We start from the raw sequence: 24,101 nt of genomic DNA on the forward strand, positions 1-24,101 counted from the left end.
GCTGTAATTTTTGCGTGTAGTTCTGGCCATAGGCACCTCCGTTTCAAGGATTATATCCTCTTAAGTCGGTGTCACCGATTATTAGACCAGAACAGCTTTAACTCATTGCTTTGTATTTAAAACCCCCTCCCGACCTCCCCCTTCGCAGGGGGAGGAGCAGAGCAAATTCCCTCTCACATTCAGGAGCAGGGACTACAATTCCAGAGCAATTAACTCTTCCACCGTCTGCCTGCGACGAATCAACCGCGGCACGCCATTCTCAAACAACACTTCCGGCAGCAGAGGACGGGTGTTGTAGTTCGATGACATCGATGCGCCGTACGCGCCGGTATCGTGGAACACCAGATAATCGCCGATGTGTACCGGCGGCAGCGGGAAGGTTTCCACTCCGCCGCCTGCCTGCTGGGTAAACACGTCACCGGATTCGCACAAAGGACCGGCGATCACGGAATCCGTCAGCGGTTGTCCGCTCACCTCGCGGCCATCGGCCGGTAACAGCGAAATATGGTGATAGCTGCCGTACATCGCCGGACGCATCAGGTCGTTAAAACCTGCATCACACAGCACAAAGTGACGGCTGCCCATGTCTTTCACCGCACGGATTTGCGCCACCAGCACGCCGGATTCTGCCACCAGGAAACGCCCCGGCTCGATCTCCAGTTTAATCTCGTGCCCCAGATGCGCAGCGATTTGCTCACGCGCCCGGTTCCACAGGCCAAAATAGTGGCCGGTATCAATGGATTCTTCTTCGAAATGATACGGGATCGACAGACCACCACCGGCTGAAATCGCTTCAATATCTTGTCCGGTTTCAATCACCTGACGCACCATCGCATCGCAAACCTGCTCAAGATGGCCGTAATCCACGCCGGAACCGATATGCATATGAATACCCACAAGTTTCAGGCCGTAACGGGCGATTTCTGCCAGCGCCTGTGGCAAATCGGCATACCAGATCCCGTGTTTGCTGTTTTCACCGCCGGTGTTGGTTTTCTGGCTGTGTCCGTGACCGAAGCCCGGATTGACGCGCAGCCACACCGGATGCCCGGCTTTATGCTGACCAATCTGACTGAGCATGTCGATGGAACCAGCGTTCACCGGAATATCCAGCGCCGTCACGCGTTCCAGCGTCGGCTGATCCAGCACGTCTGCGGTGAACACAATCTCACTGTCTTCGCGGCCCGGAATAAAACCGGCCACCAGCGCACGTTCAATCTCGCCCAGCGAAACAGAATCGACCTTCACGCCCTGCTCGCGCATCAGACGCAGAATATGAATGTTGGAACAGGCTTTTTGTGCAAAACGGACGACGTCAAACTGACGCAACTGCGCGATGCGCGCTTTAATAATCTCCGCATCATACGCCCACACAGGGCAGCCAAATTGTTGCGGCAGAGCCAGTAAGTTCGCGGCATTAAGCGCGGTAGACATATCGTTCAGGGCGCGTGGCATAAGATTTTCCGTCAGGTGAATTCAGTCATATTTCCATCAGTATGCCGCGTAACAATCTGGCGATAAAATATCTATTTCAGGACAGTCTATTCATTTATGATATGGATAAATCACGCCGTTTACCGGATAAACCATGCCTGCGATTTCCCTGCGCCATATCGAAATTTTTCATGCGGTAATGACCACCGGCAATCTGACTGAAGCTGCCGCGCTGCTCAATACCTCACAGCCGACAGTCAGCCGCGAACTGGCACGCTGCGAAAAGCTGCTTAATTTGCAATTATTCGAACGCCTGCGCGGGCGTTTATATCCTACCGTTCAGGGTCTGCGGCTGTTTGAGGAAGTGCAGCGCTCGTATTACGGGCTGGACAGGATCATCAGCGCGGCGGAAGGGATCCGCCAGTTCGAGCAGGCACAGCTCTCAATCGCCTGCCTGCCGGTGTTCAGTCAGTCACTGCTGCCTGCGGTGTGTAAACCGTTCCTCGACCGTTACCCTGACGTCAGTTTCAATATTGTGCCGCAGGAATCGCCGCTGCTTGAAGAATGGCTGTCTGCGCAGCGCCATGATTTAGGGCTGACGGAAAATACCCAGACGCCTGCCGGAACCGAGCGTCAGACGCTGCTGACGCTGAACGAAGTGTGCGTACTGCCTGCCGGACATCCTTTGGCTGAGAAATCACGACTCACACCACAAGATTTCAACGGCCTGAATTATATCAGCCTGTCGGCGACTGACAGTTACCGGCAACTGCTGGATACTTTATTTACGGAACAACAGGTTACGCGGCGACTGGTGATGGAAACCCACAGTGCGGCGTCGGTGTGCAGCATGGTGCGCGAAGGCGCGGGCGTGTCGATTGTCAATCCGCTGACCGCGCTGGACTATTCTGTTAAAAACAGCGAGAGCGGCTCTGTTAAAAACAGCAAGAGCGGCGTCGTATTAAGGGAATTCAGCATTGCCGTACCCTTCACCGTCAGCCTGATCCGCCCGCTGCACCGTCCCGCTTCCGCACTGGTAGACACATTTATCGAACACTGCCATCAGCAGGCGCAACGCTTTGCCGATCGCCTTGAAGCCGCGCTGACTCGCTGAACAAAAACAAAAAAGGCCACGCCGGATATTTTCCGCGTGGCCTTTTATCTTCTCAGTATACTGAGTTACGCGACGGCTTTTTCCGCTTTCTTCGCCGCACGGCGGAAAGTGATCACACACAGCACGAAGCCGATGGCGCCCAGTCCGCCCGCCGCCAGCGGCACGGTGCTCAGCCCCATTCCGCGTTCAATGACCGCACCGCCAACCCACGCGCCCAGCGCGTTGCCGACGTTAAAGGCGGCAATGTTCAGCGTGGAAACCAGATTCGGCGCATTTTTACCGTAAGTCACGACGTTAACCTGGAGCGCCGGCACCGCAGCAAAGTTTACCATCGCCCAGATAAACAGCGTGATTTCGGCGGCCACCAGATGCACGCTGGTGTAGCTGAACAGCACGGAGAATATGGCGATCATCAGGAACGTCATGGTCAGCGAGATGCCCAGACGCCAGTCGGCCAGACGTCCGCCCAGCACGTTACCGATGGTCAGACCGAGGCCAATCAGCAGCAGCGTCCAGCTGACGCCGTGCTCAGATACGCCGGTGATTTGCGTCAGGATCGGCGCGATATAGGTAAACAGCGCAAACATCGCCGCCGCAAAGAAAATGGTGATCGACAGCGACAGCCACAAACCAAGGCTGCCCAGCGCACGGATTTCCTTGCGCAGATCGGTCGGCTCTTCTTCTTTCTTATCCGGCAGTTTTTTATACAGTGCAAACAGCGACGCCACACCAATCACGGCCACTACCCAGAATGTTGAACGCCAGCCGAAAGCCTGCCCGAGCGCGGTACCGAGCGGAACACCCAGTACGTTAGCCAGCGTCAGGCCGGTAAACATCAGCGCCACCGCTGAAGCACGGCGGTTAGGTGCGACCAGACTTGCCGCCACTACCGCGCCAATCCCGAAGAAGGCACCGTGACACAGCGCGGTAATGACACGCGACAGCATCAGGAAACCGTAGCTATAGGAAAGCGCACACATTACGTTGCCAATAATAAAGATGCTCATCAGCAGCAGCAGGGTTTTCTTGCGCGGCAGTTTTGCCGTCAGTACGGCCATGATCGGCGCGCCGATCGCCACGCCCAGTGCGTATCCGCTGATTAACCAGCCTGCAGAAGGAATACTGACATTCAGATCCCCCGCCACGTTGGGGAGCAGCCCCATAATGACAAATTCGGTGGTACCGATGGCAAACGCGCTGAGCGCCAGTGCCAGGAGTGCGACAGGCATAAAAACTCCGGATATTTTTAGTTATGAGTAAAGGCTCCGGTATGACACCGGACTGGCTTAAATACCACGTTGATCACACTTTTGACCAGACGCAGTCTGTGCCCTTGCTGCCTGAGAAATATCCGTTTTGAGGATTAATCTTTACATAACAATACATTGCAGAAAGTGCGGCGAAAGCGCAAAAGGAACCGATTCCAGTGATTTATTTCCCCCGTCAGCTCAGCGCTTTTCTTCTTTCAGCGAAATCCAGCGCGGATTCCCTTTAAACCACTCCACCAGAAAATCGAGCAGCGCACGCAACGCCTTTGGCATTTGCCGTCGTGATGCATAAATCGCATAAATCCCCATTTCCTGAGGCTGCCACTGTTCAAGTAACGGAACCAGTTGCCCGCTGGCAATCAGCGGCGCTGCCGAGTAATAAGGCTGCATGACAATCCCCGCGCCTTCCACCGCGCCGGTCAGCAGTACCAGCGATTCATTGGCGCTAAGATTGCCGCTCACCGGGATCGCCACCTGCTCGCCCTGCCGTTCAAATTGCCACAGGCTTTTGCCGAAATACGTGTACGTCAGACAATTATGCACCGCCAGATCCTGCGGATGTTGCGGCGTGCCCTGCGCGGCGAGATAAGCCGGCGATGCGCACACCACGGAAGGACACAGCGCCAGCGGCCGGGCGATCAGATTCGGATCCAGATCGTTAGTAATACGCAGCGCCAGATCGATACGGTCTTCGACCAGATTGATCGCCCGGCTTTCCAGCTGAAGATCGATACTGACCTGCGGGTGTCGGCGCAAAAACTCGGTGACCGCAATCACCACCGCGCCCTGCCCGAACGATTGTGAACAACTCAGGCGCAGCAAACCGCGCAGCGCTTCATCGCCGGTGTCCGCGACGCTTGCCATTTCCGCCGCCACCGACAACATTTTCCGGCAACGCGCCAGCGTATTTTCACCCGCATCTGTCAGGCTGAGTTTGCGGGTGGAACGGTGCAGCAGGCGCGCGCCCGACCACTTTTCCATCTCCGACAGATAACGCGTCACCATCGCCCGCGACATATTTAGCGACTCGGCAGCATTGATCATGCTTCCCCGTTCAACGATGGCAACAAACACTTGTGCAGCGGTAATTCTGTCCATGATTCGTCCGGTTTATGCAACAAACAGTTGCGCATTATCCGGTTTTTCCCGCGGATTATGCAACGTACAGTAGAGTCTTACTGAATGTGATTATAAATGCCCCTGAGGAAACCCCATGCAACTGAAACATCTGACTCTGATCGCCGCCCTGCTGGGCAGCAGCCTTTCCGCTCACGCCGCCAGCGCGCTGAAAATGGAGGTGTATAACCCGGGTGAAAACAGCATTTTCCCGGTGTCCTCTGAAATCATCACCGGCGAAAAAGAAGCGGTACTGATCGACGCGCAGTTCCAGCGCAATGACGCTGAAAAGCTGGTGGAGATGATTAAAGCGACCGGCAAGAAACTGACCACCGTGTACATCAGCCAGTCAGATCCTGATTTCTACTTCGGGCTGGACGTGATCCGTGCCGCGTTCCCGCAAGCGAAAGTGATAGCCACGCAGGCAACGGTGAATCAGATCAATGCGACTAAAGACGGCAAAGTCGCATTCTGGGGGCCACAACTGAAGGACAACGCGCCAAAATTCGTCACTACGCCAGAGCCGCTGAAGGGCAATGAATTCACGCTCGAAGGCCATAAATTTGAAATTCATGGCGTAGATACAGAACGTACGTTCGTGTGGATCCCCTCATTAAAAGCGGTGGTCGGTGGCGTGCTGGTAAATGGCGACAACATGCACGTCTGGACCGCAGATACGCAGACGCCAACATCGCGTAAACAGTGGGTGGAAGCACTGGATGAAATCACCGGCCTGAAACCGGACGTCGTGGTGCCGGGACATTTCCTGCCAGGTGCGCCAAAAACGCTGGAATCGGTGAAATTCACCCGCCAGTACCTGCTGACACTGGAAAAAGAATTACCAAAAGCGAAAGATTCCGCGGCGCTTATCACTGCGATGAAAAAACATTATCCGCAGCTTAAAGATGATTCGTCATTAGAACTGAGCGCGAAAGTATTGAAGGGCGAAATGAAGTGGCCGCAGTAAATATAGATAACGAATAACGCATTTATTATAACGGCAGGAAATATCCTGCCGTTATTTTATTTTCAGAAACCTGAGAAACAGGGCGCCAAGTAAAATCATACAGTTATAAATTAACTTTCCAAAAAACCTTACCATCACTTTTCCCTTCATTCTCAATGCATTAATAAATCATTGAATAGTAAAAAACAGCATAATAAACTCCTGCAGCCCAACCATAAACGGTCAATATCTTCTGCTATTCCTTCAGAGGATGAACCTTATCTAATTAATAAAGGATTATTATGAACTGGTATTTAAAGGCATTAAAAAACTACGCTAATTTTTCTGGTCGCGCCCGGCGCAGAGAATATTGGTGGTTCGTGTTATTCAATATTCTTATTTCAATTGGCGTGAGCATTATTGCCATGATGTTTGGTGATGAATATTTAACGTCTTTGCTTTACTCATTATTCATTTTCCTTCCCAGCCTGTCATTAGCCGTACGTCGTAATCACGATGCAGGATACAGCGGCTGGTGGGTGCTGTGTCCGGTCTTCAATCTGATCCTGATGTTCTTCCAAAGCGATCCAGAGGATAACTGCTTCGGCCCTTATGTGGTTGAGCCACAGGCGTAGACCCTCAAGATATCTTGCACCAGATGCAATTAATCATCCATTTATAACAAAGGGTGTTGCGCCTTACGCAACACCCTTTATACTGTTGCGTAAGGCGCAACATGCAGGATGCATCCAATGATTAAGGATTTCAAACACAAAGGCCTGAGTCGATTTTTCACATCCGGTTCGACTGCCGGGATCAACGCTGAACATGCTAAGAAACTCAGGCTCAGACTTGCCACGCTTCACGCAGCACAGGTTATAAATGACATTGACCGGCCCGGCTATCTGTTACATTCCCTGCAGGGTTCCCGTAAGGGAGAATGGTCAATAACGGTTTCTGGCAACTGGCGTCTTACCTTTGAATTTATTGATGGAAATGCTTATATCGTCAATTACGAGGATTATCACTGATGAACATGCATAACCCCCCTCATCCCGGCGAACTGATTGCAGAAACGCTTGAAGAACTGAATGTCAGCGTGCGTGAATTTTCCCGTGCCCTGCAAATTGCCCCTTCTACTGCGCAGCGTATTGTGAGCGGGAAAATGGCAGTAACGCCGGAAATGGCAGTGAAACTGGCAGCAGTATTAGGCAGTTCGGCCGAATACTGGCTTAAACTGCAGGCAAATCGTAGTTTATGGATTGCGGAACAAACTGTAGATGTCAGCGGATTACACCGGCTCGCGATGACATTAAAACCCGCCTGAGGCGGGTTAGTTATAATGAGCAAAACTTACTGCGTCACCCGTACAAATCCGCCTTCGGCCTGAACGTTATGGCCGAAACCGCAGTCACCGGTGGTATGCAGTTTCACGTTCTGCGGGTCGAAATTCATGTCTACGCTGCACTCGCCGCCACCGGCAGAGGCATCGTCGGCTTCGTGGTACACCGCGTGATTGTCTTTGATTGCCGTCACCACCGAAAACTCGCCGGTATTCGGGCCGTAGTACAACGACATCTGTCCCATGTATAAGCCGCTGAAATCGATTTTGAACTGCGCTTCTTCGCCTTTCACTTCCAGGATATTCCAGCTGCCAAATCCGGCATATTGCCAGTAAATGCCCGCCGGACTTTGTGCCTGTGGCATTGCAGCGAGTTTCGGCTGGATCAGACCCAGGTTGTATTGTGATTTTTTGTCAGCAGGCGCCAGCATCAGCCAGGCTTTGGCTTTCAGATAATCGCCCTGCTTAATGTAGGTCAGCGCGATGTTGTTGTAAGCCGTCGCAATCTGATCCTGCGGCTTGTGGCAAAACTCGCTCCACGCGACCTGATTGCGGAAAATTTCCCGCGCTTTGCCCATATCGCCCTGCTGATACGCGACTTTTCCGGCAGCAGCATAAATGCCTGCTTTTACGCAATCAGCATCAATATCAGGTTCATCAATCTGAGCAAACGCCTGAACACTGGCAAAACATCCTGCCACCAGCAGTAAATTCACTGCGACTTTCATCAAACATCCTTCTACTTTTGTGGTCTACAGAGCTTCGTGCTGGAAAAACATCCTTACAAGTGGCTCATTGCCCTATCGCACTGAGACACTCATTCTGGGATGATTGGCTTCACAACATATCGATTACACATGGCTATTATGACTAAAAAACCTGGGAAATCGGCGCAATGGGGCGCCGTCTGGCAGTTAATTAAGCCTTACTGGCGTTCGGAAGAAAAGTGGCGAGCCTGGGGCATGTTGACCACTATCATCATCCTTTCGCTGGCTGGCGTGTACCTCAGCGTGCAGTTTAACGAATGGAACCGCGTTTTCTATGACGCGCTGCAAAACAGAAACTATCCGGTTTTCAAAGCCCAACTGTGGAAATTTACCTGGCTGGCGCTGCTGTTTATCGTGATTGCCATCTACCGGGTTTATCTGACGCAGGGCCTGCAAATGAGCTGGCGGCGCTGGATGACCGAAGAGTATATGGAGAAGTGGCTGACCAATCACGCCTATTATTACACGGAGTATCAGCATCAGGTGGATAACCCCGATCAGCGTATTTCAGATGACCTGAATGCCCTGACCAGCGGGACACTTTCTCTGGTGCTCGGGCTGCTGTCGAGCGTGGTGACGCTGTTCTCGTTCGTGTTTATTTTGTGGTCGATCAGTGGTCCGCTGAACTTCATGCTGGCAGGGCATCACTTTGAAATTCCGGGCTACATGCTGTGGTTCGCGCTGCTTTACGCCGCTGTGGGCTCCTTCATTATCTGGTATATCGGTAAGCCGCTGGTAAAACTCGGGTTTAATCAGGAATGGTTCGAGGCAAACTTCCGTTTTGGCCTGATCCGTATCCGCGAAAACAGCGATGCGATTGCCCTGTATCACGGTGAGAAAAACGAGCACGACCAGCTGACCGGCAAGTTTGAATCCATCAAAACCAACTGGTGGTCAATCATGCGCGTCACCCGTCGCCTGAACGTCGCGACCAACTTTTATGCACAGTTTGCCAATATCTTCCCGATTCTGGTGGCCTCGCCGCGCTATTTCGCCGGTGCCATTCAGATGGGTGCGCTGATGCAAATCGCCTCTGCGTTCGGTCAGGTACAGGGCGCGTTATCCTGGTTTATCGATGCGTTTACCGATCTGGCCAACTGGAAAGCGACGGTTAACCGTCTTGCCGGTTTCAATGCCGCTATCGATCAGGTGAATGCGCAACCACGTGGGATCAAAGTCGGCCAGAGCAGCGAACATGCCCTGCAACTCGACAAGCTGACACTGAATCTGCCGAACGGTAATCCGCTGTTCTGTGATGTTTCCGCATCAATGAAGCCGGGTGAGCGCGTGCTGATTGCCGGTCCTTCTGGCTGTGGTAAATCGACCCTGCTGCGCGCCATCGCCGGTATCTGGCCTTACGGTTCAGGCAATATTGCGCTGGCGGAAGGGAAGCGTTATCTGTTCCTGCCGCAGCGCAGTTATATCCCGATTGGTACATTGCGTGACGCGCTGAGTTACCCTGACGCCAGCCGCGAATATACCGATGAACGCCTGCAACAGGTTCTGGAACAATGCCGCCTGCCGCATCTGGCCTCGGTTGAAATCCTCGATGATTACGCCAACTGGAGCCAGCGCCTGTCGCCGGGTGAACAACAGCGGTTGTCATTCGCCCGCGCCCTGCTGATCCAGCCGGATACGCTGTTCCTCGACGAAGCGACCAGCGCGCTGGATGACGAAACCGAGCAACAGGTTTACTCTCTCCTGCTCAGCGAGTTGCCGCAGACATCGGTTATCAGTGTGGCGCACCGTAATACCGTGGCGAAATACCATCAGCATTGCTGGCGGTTCAAAAATCAGGAAAACGGTCCGTGTGGATTTACCTCCAGCGCACTGCTACCTGAGTAACGCCTGAGACGCCACTGCGAAGTGGCTGAAAACGAACAAAGGTTGCTGATATCAGCAACCTTTCTTTTTTGTGTGCTGAAACCCATTTTGAACAGAATATCAGCAATGCGGTTAGCTCATTTGTATAGCTAACTATACAATTATTCTTAAGTGAAGAACCGGAGGTCAGGCTTAATGAAAATAGATAAGAACTCATTCACCCCGCTTTACCTGCAAATTGAGCAGCAACTGACCGAAAAAATCAGCGCGGGTGAAATCAAACCGGGCGACTCCATCCCGACCGAAGCGGCGCTCTGCGAAATCTACGGAGTGTCACGCATGACCGCACGAAAAGCCGTCGATTATCTGGTGCGTCAGGGCCGTGTGGCGCGGTTTCGTGGCCGGGGTACCTTTGTGGTCGAACCGGCTGAGCAGCAGAAAATCATCCTGCCGCTTGACCGCCATCTCACCGCCAGTGAAGTCGCCCAGGAAAATAATCAGCGGATTGAAAATCAGGTGCTGGAATTTCGGCGCATGCCAGCCAGTGAAGACATCGCCCGCGAGCTGAATATCCCGGACGGTACGGAAGTTTATTTTATGATCCGCCTGCGTTTATTAGGCGATGAACCCTTCGTCTATGAACAGTGCTGGATGCTGTGCGACCGCCTCCCGGACATCACGCGTGCCGCCATGACATCTTCAAAATATGCCTATATCCGGTCCAAAGGTTTTCAGCCAGCAGGCAGCACCAAACTGATTTCCGCCGAACTGCCCTCTAACGAAATCCGCCTCGCGCTGAATTTGTCACGCGACCAGCCGGTTCTGCATTCTCATGCCATTGTCTCATTCACCGACGACACGCTGTTTGAGGTGTCTGATGTGTATTACAACCAGAAAAACTATGCCTTCAGCGTCCATGCCAAAGTCAAAAGTTAGCCGCCGTCAGGCAATGCCCGACAACTCAGCCTTCACCAGATTAGCCACCTGCTCAACCTGCGGGCCATAAATCACATGCACGTCCGTGTCGGTGATGCGTTTGACGCCTGCCGCGCCGGTTTTCATTAGCGTCCCGTCCTGCACCTGCGCCATGTCTTTGACCTTCACGCGCAGACGGGTAAAGCAGCAATCGACCGCCGTAATATTCCCCTCGCCGCCCAGTCCGATAATGATATTTTTGGTTTTCTCGCCGGTTCCCTGCGCAGGCTTCGCGCGTTCTTCAGCATCGTTTTCATCCTCGCGCCCCGGCGTTTTGATCTGCATCCGCAAGATAACCCAGCGGAAACTAAAGTAGTAAACCGGCGCGTAGATGATCCCGAGGATCAGCGGATACCACCAGTGCGTTTTACTGCCACCGAGAACACCGAAGATCAGGAAGTCGATCGCCCCGCCCTGTACGTTACCGATCATCACATGCAGCATCTGCATCAGCACAAATGACAGACCGGTCAGCACGGCGTGCAGGATATACAGCACCGGCGAAACGAAGATGAAGCAGAACTCCAGCGGCTCAGTGATCCCGGTGGTAAACGAAGCCAGTCCGCCCGCCAGCATCAGCGCTTTTACACGGCCTTTATGCTCCGGTCTGGCGCAGTGATACATCGCCAGCGCCGCCGCCGGTAAACCAAACATCATCACCGGAATTTTCCCCTGCGCCAGGAAACGCGTCGCCTGCTGCGTCACCGCATCGGGGATCATGCCGGGATTAGCCAGCGCGGCATTAAAGATATTCAGCGCGCCGACAATGCTCTGATTATCCACCGTCGTCACGCCGCCAATTGGTGTGAAACGTACGGTTTCGTTGATGATGTGATGCAAACCGGTCGGGATCAGCAAACGCTCAGACGTGGCATAAATAAAGGTGCCGATCTCACCGGTGCGCCCGATCAGTTCACCGATCCACTGGATCCCCATGGCAATCGTTGGCCAGATCAGCGACATCAGCACGCCGACAATCGGCAGCACCAGAATGGTGATGATCGGCACGAAACGGCGTCCGCCAAAAAACGCGATCGCCGTCGGCAACACTATCGTATAAAAGCGATTGTGCAGCCACATGGTGATTAAGCCGACCAGCACCCCGCCCAGCACGCTCATGTTGTAGGTGAAAATCCCCAGCGTATTGGTGAACTCGGCAGCGTAAATCATCGCATCGCTTTCGGTCATGCCTTTGGCCATGAGTTTGGCGACCGTAATGGTTTCCGGCGTAATCCCCTGCGCCAGCAGACTGTAGTTAACACCGACGTGCAACCCGACAAAGCCGATCACTGCGGAAAAAGCCGCTGTGGCTTTCTCTGCATTGGCCAGACCCATCGCAGTGGCGACGGCAAAAAATAGCGGAAGATTGGCGAACAATGCGCCGGATACCTGGCGAATAAACCCAATCACCAGTTGCAGGGTTTTCATCTGCGTGAAGGCTTCACCGGTGACGGCAGGATTCTGCAACGCCGCCGCCAGACCTAAGAAAATCCCGGCGGCGGCAATCACCGAGATAGGCGTCATCAGGGCCTTGCCCAGATCATGCACCTTGCTGCCAAGTTTTATCATCTGTCGTCCCTCAGTTAGCTGGCTAAAAATAAGCCGTTAATTGAGTTAAGTCACAGAATGTATAGTTGTATAGACATAGCAGTCAGGAGTATGAAAGGGATCACAGTTTTGCCGCGGAAAAACGGATTGGTGCAGCAGGCAAAAAAAAGCCCACATCGGACTGTGGGCGCGGGGGTTGCGACTGGCCGTCGTTCAGAACGGCTGGCAACAAGCAAATGTGAGAACTGCTCGCTCTCGGCCCTTAAGGTAACGGCAGTTGCCGCGATCCTTCAGCCTTTTCTGGTAAGCAGCGGGTTAAAATGTATAAATTTGTTTGATCTGCATCACACTTTCCTAACCACCAACAATTCATTCACTTTTAGAATATTTAACTGGTTATTATTCTTAATAACTATCGATTAGTTTGCTAAGTAACGACTTTCCTGCCATTTACCACTGCACAAAAAGTTTAAAACCTTATAATTTCAATGGATTATACAGCAACATTTTCTTCATACTTAGAAACATCGACTCATGGGTAATGACAATATCCTTACACAGCGAACTCTGGCGCTCTCGTATAGTGGAGGACTTGTTGAGAATGGTTATTCTCAATTCCCCAATAAGAGTGAATTCTATGCGCCTGAAGTTTCTTTCTGTCAGTACAGTCGTACTGCTTTCCGCATGTGATGGTTCCGCCGGTTCTGCATCCCCGGCGGCACAGGTGCCTGCGGTTAATGTCGTCACTTTACACAGTCAGCCCGTCGCCCTGACCACCAGCCTGCCCGGTCGTACCACGGCGGTTCGCAGCGCGGAAGTCCGCCCGCAGGTGAACGGCGTGATCCAAAAACGTCTGTTCGTTGAAGGCAGTGAAGTCAAAGCCGGTCAGCAGCTTTATCAGATTGATCCTTCGACCTATCAGGCCGCATTTGATCGCGCGATGGCAACCTGGAAAAGCGCCGATGCCACCGCCCGCCGCTACAAACCGCTGGTCGATGCGCAGGCCGTCAGCCGCCAGCAATATGACGATGCAGTCGCCGCCGAGCGCGAAGCCGCAGCAGATGTCGAAACCGCCCGCGTAAATCTGCAATACACCAAAGTGTACGCGCCGATTTCCGGCCACATCGGCCGCTCGCTGTATACCGAAGGGGCGCTGGTGACCAGCGGCCAGACCGCGTATCTGACCACTATCGATCAGCTCAATCCTATCTATGTCGACGTCAATGAATCCTCGCAGGATTTACTAAGACTGCGCCGTGCGCTGGCTTCCGGCAAATTGCAAAGTGCCGGTGATAACGCCGCGCAGGCCACGCTGACGCTGGAAGATGGCAGCAAATATGCGCTGCCGGGCAAGCTGGAATTCTCTGAAGTCACCGTGTCGCAAAGCACCGGTTCCGTCACCCTGCGCGCCTCGTTCCCGAACCCGCACGACGAACTGCTGCCGGGCATGTTTGTCCACGCCCAGCTGCAACAAGGCATTGATGACAAAGGTATTCTGGTGCCGCAGGAAGCCATCATGCATGACGTGAAAGGTGCGCCATATGTGTACGTGGTGAAAACCGATAACACGGTTGAGCAGCGTTCCGTCACCACCGGTCAGATGATGAACGGTAACTGGCTGGTGAATCAGGGTCTGAATGACGGCGACAAAGTGATCACTGACGGATTACAGAACGTCAGGCCGGGCGCCAAAGTGAATGCCACCGAGCGCAAAGCCAGTGCCCCTGCCGAACAGGCTAATCTCGCGATGACCGATCCTTCCGCGCAATAGGTGAGCTGAATGTCTACTTTCTTTATTAATCGCCCCATATTCGCCTGGGTTGTCGCTATCGTCATCATGATCGCCGGTGCGCTGTCGATCATGAAACTGCCGATCAACCAGTACCCGAATATCGCGCCTCCGGCGATTTCCGTCAGCGTCACCTATCCGGGTGCCTCGGCGGAAACCGCGCAGAACACCGTGGTTCAGGTTATTGAACAGCAACTGAACGGGCTGGATAACCTGCGCTATATCGAATCGCAAAGTAACAGCGACGGCAGCGCCACCATTATTGCCACCTTCGATCAGGGCACTAACCCGGATATCGCGCAGGTTCAGGTTCAGAACAAAGTCTCGCTGGCCGAATCGCAGTTACCGACCGAAGTGGTCAATCAGGGGATCCGTATTGCCAAATATCAGGCCAACTTCATGCTGCTGGTCAGCCTGATTTCGACCGATGGCAAAATGAGTAACTCGGATCTGAGTAACCTGCTGGTGACCAAACTGGAAGACCCGATCGTGCGTACCAAAGGTGTCGGCGACTTCCTGGTGCTCGGTTCGGAATACGCGATGCGTATCTGGCTCGACCCGGCAAAACTGTATAAATATCAGCTGATCCCAAGTGATGTCAGCGCCGCTATTGAAGCGCAAAACGTGCAGGTGTCCTCCGGTTCTCTTGGCGGACTGCCGACGGTCAAAGACAGCAAACTCAGCGCCACCATTATCGGTAAAACCCGTTTCGACAGCATTAATCAGTTCAAAAACGTGCTGCTGAAAGTGAATGCCGACGGCTCGCAGGTGCGCCTGAGTGATGTCGGAAATGTTGACCTGGGGCCGGAAAGTTATTCCATCTCCTCGACCTTTAACGGCAGCCCGTCTACCGCTATCGCCCTGCGTCTGGCGAGCGGCGCAAACGTGCTGGATACCGACAAAGCGGTGAAAGCCACCGTCGCCGGGCTGGAAGATTCCCTGCCGGCTGGCGTGAAAGTCGAGTTCCCGTACCAGACTGCGCCAGTGGTCAGTGCATCGATTGAAGAAGTGGTGAAAACGCTGATCGAAGCCATCGTGCTGGTGTTCTGCGTGATGTTGCTGTTCCTGCAAAACCTGCGCGCAACGCTGGTCACCACGCTGGTAGTGCCGGTGGTGCTGCTCGGTACCTTCGGTATTCTGGCGGCTGCGGGGTATTCCATTAACACCCTGACCATGTTCGGGATGGTGCTGGCGATAGGCCTGCTGGTGGATGATGCCATCGTGGTGGTGGAAAACGTCGAACGTGTGATGACGGAAGATAAGTTGTCGCCGAAAGAAGCCACCATCAAATCGATGAAACAGATCCAGGGCGCGCTGTTTGGTATCGCACTGGTGCTCTCCGCCGTATTAGTGCCGATGGCCTTCTTCGGCGGCTCGACCGGGATCATCTACCGTCAGTTCTCGATCACTATCGTGTCCGCGATGGCGCTTTCCGTGCTGATGGCGTTGATTTTCACTCCGGCGCTGTGTGCCACCATCATCAAACACAATGACGAGGAAAAATCGCAGAAAGGCTTTGCGGGCTGGTTTAACCGTACCTTCGACAAAGGCGCGATGCGCTACACCAGCGCCGTCGGCACGGTGATTTCCCGTCGTCGTCTGTTTATGTGCATCTATCTGCTGATCGTGATTGCCACCGGCTTTATGTTCACCCGCGTGCCGACCACCTTCCTGCCGGATGAAGATCAGGGCGTCATGCTGATTCAGGCCACGCTGCCTGCCAACGCCTCGGCGGAACGTACCCAGCAGGTGCTGGATAACGTGCGTGAATATCTGATGAAACAGGAAGGCGGCATCGTTTCTTCGGTGTTCACCGCCAACGGCTTCAGCTTCGCCGGACGAGGTCAGAACGTCGGGATTGCCTTCGTGCAGCTGAAAACCTGGGCGAAACGTCCGGACGCCGCGCAGAAAGTTCAGGCGCTGGCCGGTCGTGCGATGGCGCACTTCGCCACCATCAAAGACGCCCGCGTGTTTGCTTTCGTTCCGCCAGCTGTTATGGAACTGGGTAACGCCACCGGCTTCGACTTCTTCCTGCAGGACACCAACGGCAAAGGGCATAACGCCCTGATGGCGGCGCGTAACCAGTTCCTGCAACTGGCCTCGCAGGACAAACGTCTGACCGCCGTGCGTCCGAACGGGATGGAAGATGAGCCGCAATATCAGCTGGAAATTGATGATGAACGCGCGCAGGCGCTGGGTCTGAGCCTCGACGACATCAACAATACCTTGTCAGCGGCCTGGGGTTCGGCGTACGTGAACCAGTTCATGTACAACAACCGCGTGAAGCGCGTTTACATCCAGGGCAAGGCGGCTTCCCGCGTCACGCCGGAAGATCTGAACAACTGGTATTTCCGTAATTCCAGCGGCGATATGGTGCCATGGAGCGCGTTCGGCAGCGGCAAATGGGTGTACGGCTCACCGCGTTACGAGCGTTTCAATGGCGTGTCTTCGGTCGAACTGATGGGCGCACCGGCACCGGGTTACAGCTCGGGCGACGCCAACGACGCGGTAATGGAAATCGCGGCCAAACTGCCACCGGGCTATAAAGTGGCATGGCACGGTCTGAGCTACGAAGAAAAGCTTTCCGGCTCACAAACCCCGGCACTTTATACCCTGTCGATGATCGTGGTGTTCCTGTGTCTGGCGGCACTGTACGAGAGCTGGTCGATCCCGTTCTCGGTCATGCTGGTGGTACCGCTGGGGATCCTCGGGACGATCGGTGCCGTATTGCTGCGCGGCTTATCGAATGACGTCTTCTTCCAGGTCGGTCTGTTAACCACCGTCGGGCTGGCGGCGAAGAACGCCATATTGATTGTCGAGTTCGCCAAAGAGCTGCATGAGAACGAAGGCATGTCGGTCACGGAAGCGGCTATTGAAGCGGCCAAGCTGCGTATCCGGCCAATTATCATGACCTCGATGGCCTTTATTCTCGGTGTATTCCCGCTGACCATTTCCAGCGGCGCGGGCGCGGGCAGCCAGCATTCCATCGGTACCGCCGTGGTCGGCGGGATGATTACGGCGACCTTCCTGGCGATCTTCTTCGTCCCGATGTTCTACGTGACGATTGTGAATTTGTTCACCCGCAAATCGAAAAAACAAGAGAAGGCGCTTCCGGCGTCTGAGGCAACACACCATGAATAAACCGCATTTCGCGCTGTCGCTTATCGGCGCGTTTTCACTCACCCTGCTGGCGGGCTGTACGATGGAGCCGGATTATCAGCGCCCTGCGCTGCCGGTCGCCAGCAACTGGGATGGTGCGAAAACTGGCACTGCGCAGGATATCGGCTGGAAAGCCTTCTTCAATCAACCGGCGATGAATCAGCTGGTTGGCATGTCTCTCGCTAACAACCGCGACCTTCGGGTCGCGGCGTTAAACGTCGATACCGCGCGCGCGGCCTTCCAGATTGACCGCGCCGCGCTGCTGCCGACACTTGACGCCAGCGCCGGCGAAACCAACCAGCATCTGCCGGGAGGATTGTATTCGACGCAAAATACCGGACCGGTGACGTATCAGCAATACAGCGCCAATCTCGGTGTGACATCTTATGAAGTTGACCTGTTTGGTCGCGTGCGCAGCCTGCGCGATCAGGGGCTGGAAACCTTCCTCGCCACCGAAGCGACGCAACGTGCGACGCAAATCTCGCTGGTGTCTGAAGTCGCTTCCGGTTATCTGAGTCTGGCGGCGGATAACGATCTGCTGAAACTGGCAATCAGTACCGCTGACAGCCAGAACAAATCCTACGAGCTGACCAAACGCAGTTACGATTCCGGCGTCAGCACCTCACAGGATCTGGTACAGGCCGAAACCACGGTTCTCGCAGCACAGGCCGATATCGCGCAGTACACGCGCCAGGTTCGTCAGGATGTGAACGCGCTGACGCTGCTGGTCGGCACCACCATTCCGCAGAATTTGCTGGCGAACGCCACCCTGCAACAGGACTGGAAATTCCCGCAGACGCCGGCCGGTTTACCGTCTGATCTGCTGACCCGTCGCCCGGACATTATTGCCGCGGAACATACGCTGAAAGCGGCTAACGCCAATATCGGCGCAGCGCGAGCAGCGTTCTTCCCGAGCATCACGCTGACCGGCACCGCCGGTTCAGAAAGCGGCAGCCTGAGTAAATTGTTCGACGGCGGCACCGGTGCGTGGTCATTTATGCCATCGATTAATATCCCAATCTTCGACGGCGGCGTGAATCAGGCCAATCTCGACATCGCGAAAGACACCAAGAAAATTGATATCGCCAACTATGAGAAAGCGATTCAGACGGCGTTCAAAGAAGTGTCCGACGGCTTAGCCGGACAGGCGACTTACAAAGACGAATTGCTGGCGCGCCAGCAGGACGCCGACGCCAATCAGCGCAACTATGATCTCTCGCAGATGCGCTTCAAAGGCGGTGTCGATAACTACCTGAGCGTACTGGTCGCGCAGCGCTCGCTGTATTCTGCTCAGCAAACGCTGATCACCACACAACTTGCCCAACTGAATCAGGACATCAGTTTATATAAAGCACTGGGCGGTGGCTGGAAGGAGTGATTTTTGAGTGAATGGAAACGCCGACGGAAGTCGGCGTTTTTCGCATCCTTTTTAAATCTTGTCTGATAAACAATCCTTAGCACATATCACCATCCCAGATCGTGCTTCAGCTCCTCAATCGTTGCGACTCTTTCAACACCAATTCCATTTTCCATATCACGAATGGCCTGAAGTGTTTTGGCATTAGGCTGCAACAATTCGACGGGTAGCTCAGCATTCACAGCCAACCTATTTACAACCATTCGAATGATTGTCGATAGATCCAACCCCATTGCCTTTGCGTTTGCCATTGCAGCAGCCTTTGACGCTGAAGTTACTCGAGCTCTGACAACAGTGTCAGTCATAAAACCTCCGGATCAATTTTGTCGTGTAGCTACATTGTAGCCCTCATGTAGTCACTGAACAAAATGTATTCACTTACAGAGCAGTGTGCAGAATATCGAATACTGTTTTATCAGCAACTTTGTACTTTCATCGCTGCGGCAAAGCTTCCAAAAAAGCTCATTGTCACTCAGGATTTAGCTGAATTCCGAATGACTTTCACCACCAACTCTCCCCGCGCATCAAAATAACGGCTCGGCCAGATCACGCTCGGATGCACATTCAGCGCCTGCGCAATCACCTTCTCCCCTTTCGGCCATGATCGTGACAGCGCATTCGATAGCGTCGAAGAACTCAATCCCGCACTACGCGATACCGCAGCCAGCGTTGTGCCTCGTTTACGCAATGCCGCAATGATGTCTGCCTGATGCCAGTCGGTATGATTCTGTGTGTTGTTCATGGAGGATCCTTTCCTGAGTTATGAGTAAATAAAACGTCTACACAGGAAGAGTAAACCGGGAGAAAAATTATCCCAAAACGGGATAAAACCGGAGGAATAGTGATCAGGTCATTGATAGATAAGATGAAATGTAATATTGATGAGTTAACTGAGCTAACGTCGATAAAAAAGTTATTTTGATGAAAATTTTCGATTTGATAGAGCTCTCAACAACTCTAGATTGAATACTTTTATTCAGGCTGCTGTGCAGCCTTTTTATCATTTACATTTCTCTATTTTCTCCGTCCCCTAAACACCTACACTCCATCTCTACAGTAAAGACACTTTTCTATCGCTTTTGTGTAGAGATAAAATGAAGAAACTTGAAGCCATCAGAAGACTGGAAGCACTAAGCCGTCGAGGGCGGACCGTTTTTTTGGTGCGTAATCTGCTTAAGATCTTTCCCGAGGGCTCGCCCGTGTACTGAAAACTGGGCTCAAAAGCCAAACCAATGAAGAAATTCTGTAGAGACTTCTCGCAAAATAACGCATTCAAAATTAGCCCGGATAATTCCGGGCTATGAGCGATAATTTTCGGCAGGGTCTATGAGGATTTTCGAGCCTCGTTTGCTTTGATCTCTTCGACCCAACCCTCCATTATCCACAGGCAAGTGGCGGCTTGTGGTCCTGCATCTAATAAAGAAAGACGGATGCGATTATATGTCTCCATATCGCTATTCGTTATTTTGTCAAATGGCGGGACGCAGGCTATATCCGTTCCTTGCTGGTATTTATAATGGTGCTTATCGAGAATTGACATCACTTTTAACGCTTCTTTAGCATTCGCATCGAGCGCGTAATAGAGAGCACCTGAAAGTTGATTGGATTGTTGTAGATTCACTACAGACGCTAAATCCGGGACTAACATTAGCCATTCATCGTCACCCGTGGAGATTTTATTTATCGTCTCAGCCCAGTCTTCAGCTGTTATTTTAGATGCAAAACTGTTGCTTCCATATTTCTGGACACTTGTTCTTATATCCTTAGGTGTAGCAGAGGCAAAAGCCATTATTGGAACGAGAAAAAGTAAGGGAAGAATTTTCATCTCACCACCTCTAATGTTTCTGATGTTCCTCTTATTAAACGGCGGGTAGGATTGCTCATAATGATACAACCAGTTGAAGCAAATCCGGCCGGGCCTTCTCTTCTCTCGCCGTGTATGCGAAATAAGCTTCTGCCATATACATCAACCGATCCTCGGACGTCCGCGCCACCATCGTCTTTAAGCCAAAAATATGCAGGGATTGCCATTCTGATAAATTCCTTTTTAAAAGTGAGGCAGTACGTTATGCCCGTATGTTTTCACAAACCATTGGAGAACCTTTAAAAATGGAATTTTCAGAAGTTTGTTACTGGTGAACTCCCCTTGTTTCCTCATTTGCGCCCGCCGTCACGCTCGCTAAGTGTTTCTTTATGTTAAATTTGTTAAAATACTTAGACATTTTTTGAGCAAAACGCTTTTGCCGTGCGGCTTCCGCGCGGGTTGATGATGTAAATTTTAAGGAAACAATATGGGCATCACTCGTCGTGATTTTCTAAACGGCGTGGCTATTACGGTCACTGCCGGAATGACTCCGTTTGAGGCGCTGCGGGCTTCGCCGCAAACAGCCACGCAGTCGTTGTATTATCCGCCTTCCCTTACCGGTTTGCGCGGAAATCATCAGGGTTCTTATGAAGCGGCGCATATCCTCGGGCGCGAAGGCAAAAAGGTCGAATCTTCCGGTTTGCCGGTGGAAGATGAGTTTGATCTGGTGGTGGTCGGAGCCGGGATCAGCGGGCTTGCGGCGGCGTGTTTCTGGCAGGAACAGCACGGTAAAGACCAGCGTATTTTGTTGATCGATAACCATGATGATTTCGGCGGACATGCCAAACGTAATGAATTTCACGTCGAGGATAAAATGCTGCTGGGCTACGGCGGCAGCGAGTCCTTTCAGTCGCCACGCACCAATTTCAGTCCGGTCGCGATGGGATTGCTGAAAACCCTCAACGTCGATATCGAGAAGATGGCGAAAGACTTCGATCAGACGTTTTACCCTGATCTGCATCTCAGCCGCGGGGTGTATTTCGACCGTAAAAACTTCGGCGTCGATAAAATTGTCAGCGGCGATCCGGGACGTGCGGTGGCTGATGATATTCCACCGGATCGCCTCAATGGCCGCGATATCAAAGACTTCATCAGTGACTTCCCGCTGCCGGAATCTGACCGTCAGGCGCTGATCGCCCTGCATACTGAATCGAAAGATTATCTGCACGGCATGAGTCAGGAAGAAAAAGTCGCCTGGGTCGACGGGCACAGTTATACCCAGTTCCTGCGTGAAAAAGTCGGACTGAGCGAGATTGCTATCCGCTATTTCCAGCAGCGTACCAATGATTTTCAGGCGGTTGGAATCGATGCCACCTCATGCAGCGACGCCCGCATTTGCGCCCTTCCGGGTCTGGAAGGTATGGGCTTGCCGCCGCTGGACGCCGAATCGCTGGCCGATCTCGACGAGCCGTATATTTTCCACTTCCCCGATGGCAACGCCGGTTTAGCCCGGCTGATGGTGCGCCATCTGATCCCGCAGGTCGCGCCGGGTAACACGATGGAAGATATCGTGCTGGCGAAATTCGATTACAGCCAGCTCGATAAGGCCGGGCAGCCGGTGCGGCTTCGCCTCAACAGCACCGGGATGCATGTCGCCAACGTAGAACACGAAGGCAAACCGGCGGTAGAAGTGACCTATATGACCGGCAGCACGCTGCACCGCGTCCGCGCCGGTCAGGCGGTGATGGCCGGATACAATATGATGATCCCGTATCTGGTGCCGGAAATTCCTGAAGCGCAGAAAGCCGCGCTGAAAGAAAACGTCAAAGCGCCGCTGGTCTATTCGAAAGTGGTGATCCGCAACTGGCAGCCGTTTATCAAACTTGGCGTCCATGAAATTTACTCTCCGGCAGCGCCTTACAGCCGCGTGAAACTGGATTACCCGGTGGATATGGGCGGTTATCAGCATCCGCGTGACCCGAACCAGCCGATTGGCCTGCATATGGTGTATGTGCCGACGCTGCCGGGCAGCGGCCTCAGCCCGCGCGAGCAGTCACGTAAAGGCCGTGCGTTACTGCTCGGCACCTCGTTTGATGCCCATGAAAAAATGATCCGCGATCAGTTGCAGGGCATGTTCGGCGAAGCCGGTTTTGACCATCAGCGCGACATCATGGCGATCACCGTTAACCGCTGGTCGCACGGCTATTCCTACTTCCTCAGCGGGATGTTCGACGACGAAGACGACGCGCAGAAAACCATTCATCTGGCGCGCACGCCTGTCGGGCGGATCACTATCGCCAATTCAGATTCTGACTGGAGCCCGTACGCCAACTCAGCAGTTGATCAGGCCTGGCGGGCAGTGAATGAACTGACGGCAATGAAAAAGGTGAGCGCATGAAGAAGCTGATGATTTTTGCCACGCTGATGGCAACGGCAGGCTCTGCCATGGCGATGTCCGAAGGTGAGTATGTGGCGAAATCCGCCGACTGCGCCGCCTGTCACACATCGCCTCAGGGTGCAGATTTATCCGGTGGTGTGCGCTTTGCCACGCCGGTCGGCGAGATCTATTCCACCAATATCACACCGGATATTCAGCATGGAATTGGCGGCTACAGTTTCGAAGAGTTCGACAAGGCGATGCGCGAAGGGATTGCTAAAGACGGCCATGCGCTCTATCCGGCGATGCCCTACACCTCTTACGTAAAAATGAGCGGGAAGGACATGCGCGCGTTGTATGACTATCTGATGAAAGAGGTCAAACCGCAGCCCGTCGCCAACCGTGAAAATGACATCAGCTGGCCGATGTCGGTGCGCTGGCCGCTGCGGGTTTGGAACAGCATTTTCCTTGATGACGGCGAGTACAGGCCTCAGGCGGATCAGAGTGCGCAATGGAATCGTGGCGCTTATCTGGTGCAGGGTGCCGGACACTGCGGAGCCTGTCACACCCCGCGTGGCTGGGCGCAACAGGAGAAAGCCCTCGATGAAAAGGACATGGCGTTTCTCAGCGGCGGCGAGCTGGACGGCTGGTCAGCACCTTCCCTGCGCGGGCTGAAAATCAGTCAGCCGGAACTGGTGGCGCTGCTGAAATCCGGTCGCAATACTCATGACGCCGTCAGCGGCCCGATGGGAGAAGTGATCACTAACAGCACGCAGTTTATGACCGATGACGATCTCAACAGCATGGCGGTGTATCTGCTCAGTCTGAAAGCGGAGGCGCAACCGGCACCAGCCAAAAAGGCCGTCGCGACTGAAGCCGGACAGCAGACGTTTATGCGTTACTGTTCGACCTGTCACGGTGTGAAAGGCGACGGAAAAGCGTTTGCCATTCCGGCGCTGGCGGGCAATCTGACCGTCAATGCAGAGAACCCGCAGACGTTGCTGCGCGTGATCCTCTACGGCGCTCAGACGCCGGTGACGGCAGAACACATGTCCAATACCATGCCGGGCTACGGCTGGACGCTGACTGATCAACAGGCCGCAGACCTCACCAATACCCTGCGCGCCAGCTGGGGAAATCAGGCAGCAGCCGTCACGCCAGGAGATGTGGCGAAAGCGAGGAAAGCAGGGAAATAAGGGCTTTTTTCACCGCAGGTAAAACCTG

At 53.5% G+C, this 24,101-nt stretch carries 20 protein-coding genes and 1 pseudogene; 12 read left to right on the plus strand and 9 right to left on the minus strand.

From position 1 onward, the window contains the following. Window positions 1-192 precede the first annotated feature (192 nt). The gene (gene lysA / locus EC840_RS23980; RefSeq protein ID WP_113877583.1) at window positions 193-1,452 is read right to left on the minus strand and encodes a diaminopimelate decarboxylase; all 1,260 of its coding nucleotides are present in this window, start codon (window positions 1,450-1,452) and stop codon (window positions 193-195) included. 133 nt (window positions 1,453-1,585) lie between these two features. Between lysA and EC840_RS23985 the strand changes: the two genes are divergently transcribed. Continuing rightward, entirely contained in the window at window positions 1,586-2,545 is a 960-nt protein-coding gene (locus EC840_RS23985; protein ID WP_132967294.1) for a LysR family transcriptional regulator, read from the plus strand. Between the two features lie 65 nt (window positions 2,546-2,610). Here EC840_RS23985 and EC840_RS23990 read toward each other — a convergent pair whose 3' ends face one another. Together EC840_RS23990 and EC840_RS23995 are read right to left on the minus strand one after the other, a co-directional pair. Next, on the minus strand, window positions 2,611-3,774 hold the full coding sequence (locus EC840_RS23990) for an MFS transporter (RefSeq protein ID WP_112291965.1): 1,164 nt from the start codon (window positions 3,772-3,774) through the stop codon (window positions 2,611-2,613). 219 nt (window positions 3,775-3,993) lie between these two features. Beyond that, window positions 3,994-4,911 carry a LysR family transcriptional regulator gene (locus tag EC840_RS23995; protein WP_120163080.1) on the minus strand — a complete coding sequence of 306 codons (918 nt, stop codon included), beginning with the start codon at window positions 4,909-4,911 and terminating at the stop codon, window positions 3,994-3,996. A gap of 115 nt (window positions 4,912-5,026) precedes the next feature. On the opposite strand from EC840_RS23995, the gene EC840_RS24000 reads away from it, so the two are divergent. The 4 genes from EC840_RS24000 to EC840_RS24015 all read left to right on the plus strand — a co-directional run bounded on the left by EC840_RS24000 (window position 5,027) and on the right by EC840_RS24015 (window position 7,202). Beyond that, entirely contained in the window at window positions 5,027-5,896 is an 870-nt protein-coding gene (locus EC840_RS24000) for an MBL fold metallo-hydrolase (RefSeq protein WP_132967296.1), read from the plus strand. A gap of 281 nt (window positions 5,897-6,177) precedes the next feature. Beyond that, window positions 6,178-6,510, plus strand: a complete 333-nt coding sequence (locus EC840_RS24005) for a DUF805 domain-containing protein (protein WP_132967298.1) — start codon at window positions 6,178-6,180, stop codon at window positions 6,508-6,510. Window positions 6,511-6,627: 117 nt separating this feature from the next. Next, entirely contained in the window at window positions 6,628-6,906 is a 279-nt protein-coding gene (locus EC840_RS24010) for a type II toxin-antitoxin system RelE/ParE family toxin (RefSeq protein WP_112291959.1), read from the plus strand. Further along, window positions 6,906-7,202 (plus strand): HigA family addiction module antitoxin, encoded by a 297-nt coding sequence (locus tag EC840_RS24015; RefSeq protein WP_112291957.1) that lies wholly within the window; start codon window positions 6,906-6,908, stop codon window positions 7,200-7,202. Before EC840_RS24010 ends, EC840_RS24015 begins: the two co-directional genes overlap by 1 nt. Window positions 7,203-7,228: 26 nt before the next feature. Here the strand turns inward: EC840_RS24015 and EC840_RS24020 are convergent, their stop codons facing one another. Beyond that, the gene (locus tag EC840_RS24020) at window positions 7,229-7,945 is read right to left on the minus strand and encodes a tetratricopeptide repeat protein (protein WP_129638909.1); all 717 of its coding nucleotides are present in this window, start codon (window positions 7,943-7,945) and stop codon (window positions 7,229-7,231) included. Between the two features lie 129 nt (window positions 7,946-8,074). On the opposite strand from EC840_RS24020, the gene EC840_RS24025 reads away from it, so the two are divergent. Both EC840_RS24025 and EC840_RS24030 read left to right on the plus strand, forming a co-directional pair. Continuing rightward, window positions 8,075-9,829, plus strand: coding sequence for an ABC transporter ATP-binding protein/permease (locus EC840_RS24025; RefSeq protein ID WP_129638908.1), 1,755 nt, complete (start codon window positions 8,075-8,077; stop codon window positions 9,827-9,829). Window positions 9,830-10,003: 174 nt separating this feature from the next. Next, entirely contained in the window at window positions 10,004-10,744 is a 741-nt protein-coding gene (locus EC840_RS24030; RefSeq protein WP_132967300.1) for a GntR family transcriptional regulator, read from the plus strand. A 6-nt stretch (window positions 10,745-10,750) separates the two neighbouring features. On the opposite strand, the gene EC840_RS24035 is transcribed toward EC840_RS24030, so the two are convergent. After that, on the minus strand, window positions 10,751-12,352 hold the full coding sequence (locus EC840_RS24035) for a PTS transporter subunit EIIC (protein WP_112290355.1): 1,602 nt from the start codon (window positions 12,350-12,352) through the stop codon (window positions 10,751-10,753). 616 nt (window positions 12,353-12,968) lie between these two features. On the opposite strand from EC840_RS24035, the gene EC840_RS24040 reads away from it, so the two are divergent. Genes EC840_RS24040 through EC840_RS24050 form a run of 3 tightly spaced genes read left to right on the plus strand, consistent with a single transcriptional unit; the run spans window position 12,969 to window position 18,657 of the window. Next, window positions 12,969-14,102: an efflux RND transporter periplasmic adaptor subunit gene (locus EC840_RS24040; RefSeq protein ID WP_120163073.1), complete on the plus strand. Its 1,134-nt coding sequence runs from the start codon at window positions 12,969-12,971 to the stop codon at window positions 14,100-14,102. A gap of 9 nt (window positions 14,103-14,111) precedes the next feature. After that, window positions 14,112-17,261 carry an efflux RND transporter permease subunit gene (locus EC840_RS24045; protein WP_132967302.1) on the plus strand — a complete coding sequence of 1,050 codons (3,150 nt, stop codon included), beginning with the start codon at window positions 14,112-14,114 and terminating at the stop codon, window positions 17,259-17,261. Beyond that, the gene (locus EC840_RS24050; protein WP_132967303.1) at window positions 17,254-18,657 is read left to right on the plus strand and encodes an efflux transporter outer membrane subunit; all 1,404 of its coding nucleotides are present in this window, start codon (window positions 17,254-17,256) and stop codon (window positions 18,655-18,657) included. Before EC840_RS24045 ends, EC840_RS24050 begins: the two co-directional genes overlap by 8 nt. A gap of 86 nt (window positions 18,658-18,743) precedes the next feature. Here the strand turns inward: EC840_RS24050 and EC840_RS24055 are convergent, their stop codons facing one another. The 4 genes and pseudogenes from EC840_RS24055 to EC840_RS25730 form a co-directional block, all read right to left on the minus strand. Further along, complete coding sequence (locus EC840_RS24055; RefSeq protein ID WP_112290346.1) at window positions 18,744-19,001, minus strand: type II toxin-antitoxin system RelB/DinJ family antitoxin; 258 nt, start codon at window positions 18,999-19,001, stop codon at window positions 18,744-18,746. Between the two features lie 167 nt (window positions 19,002-19,168). After that, a complete protein-coding gene (locus EC840_RS24060; RefSeq protein WP_132967305.1) occupies window positions 19,169-19,438 on the minus strand; it encodes a helix-turn-helix transcriptional regulator in 270 nt (89 codons plus the stop codon). 582 nt (window positions 19,439-20,020) lie between these two features. Next, window positions 20,021-20,521 (minus strand): hypothetical protein, encoded by a 501-nt coding sequence (locus EC840_RS24065; protein WP_132967307.1) that lies wholly within the window; start codon window positions 20,519-20,521, stop codon window positions 20,021-20,023. Window positions 20,522-20,649: 128 nt separating this feature from the next. Continuing rightward, a pseudogene (locus tag EC840_RS25730) lies at window positions 20,650-20,727 on the minus strand (type VI secretion system tube protein Hcp); the annotation flags it as partial. A gap of 260 nt (window positions 20,728-20,987) precedes the next feature. Between EC840_RS25730 and EC840_RS24075 the strand changes: the two are divergent. Both EC840_RS24075 and EC840_RS24080 read left to right on the plus strand, forming a co-directional pair. After that, complete coding sequence (locus EC840_RS24075; protein ID WP_113877564.1) at window positions 20,988-22,898, plus strand: FAD/NAD(P)-binding protein; 1,911 nt, start codon at window positions 20,988-20,990, stop codon at window positions 22,896-22,898. Next, window positions 22,895-24,073 carry a cytochrome c gene (locus EC840_RS24080; protein ID WP_165929059.1) on the plus strand — a complete coding sequence of 393 codons (1,179 nt, stop codon included), beginning with the start codon at window positions 22,895-22,897 and terminating at the stop codon, window positions 24,071-24,073. Before EC840_RS24075 ends, EC840_RS24080 begins: the two co-directional genes overlap by 4 nt. The last annotated feature ends 28 nt before the right edge of the window (window positions 24,074-24,101 follow it).

The organism is Rahnella sp. JUb53 (assembly GCF_004346065.1).
Classification (GTDB): Bacteria; Pseudomonadota; Gammaproteobacteria; order Enterobacterales; family Enterobacteriaceae; genus Rahnella; species Rahnella variigena.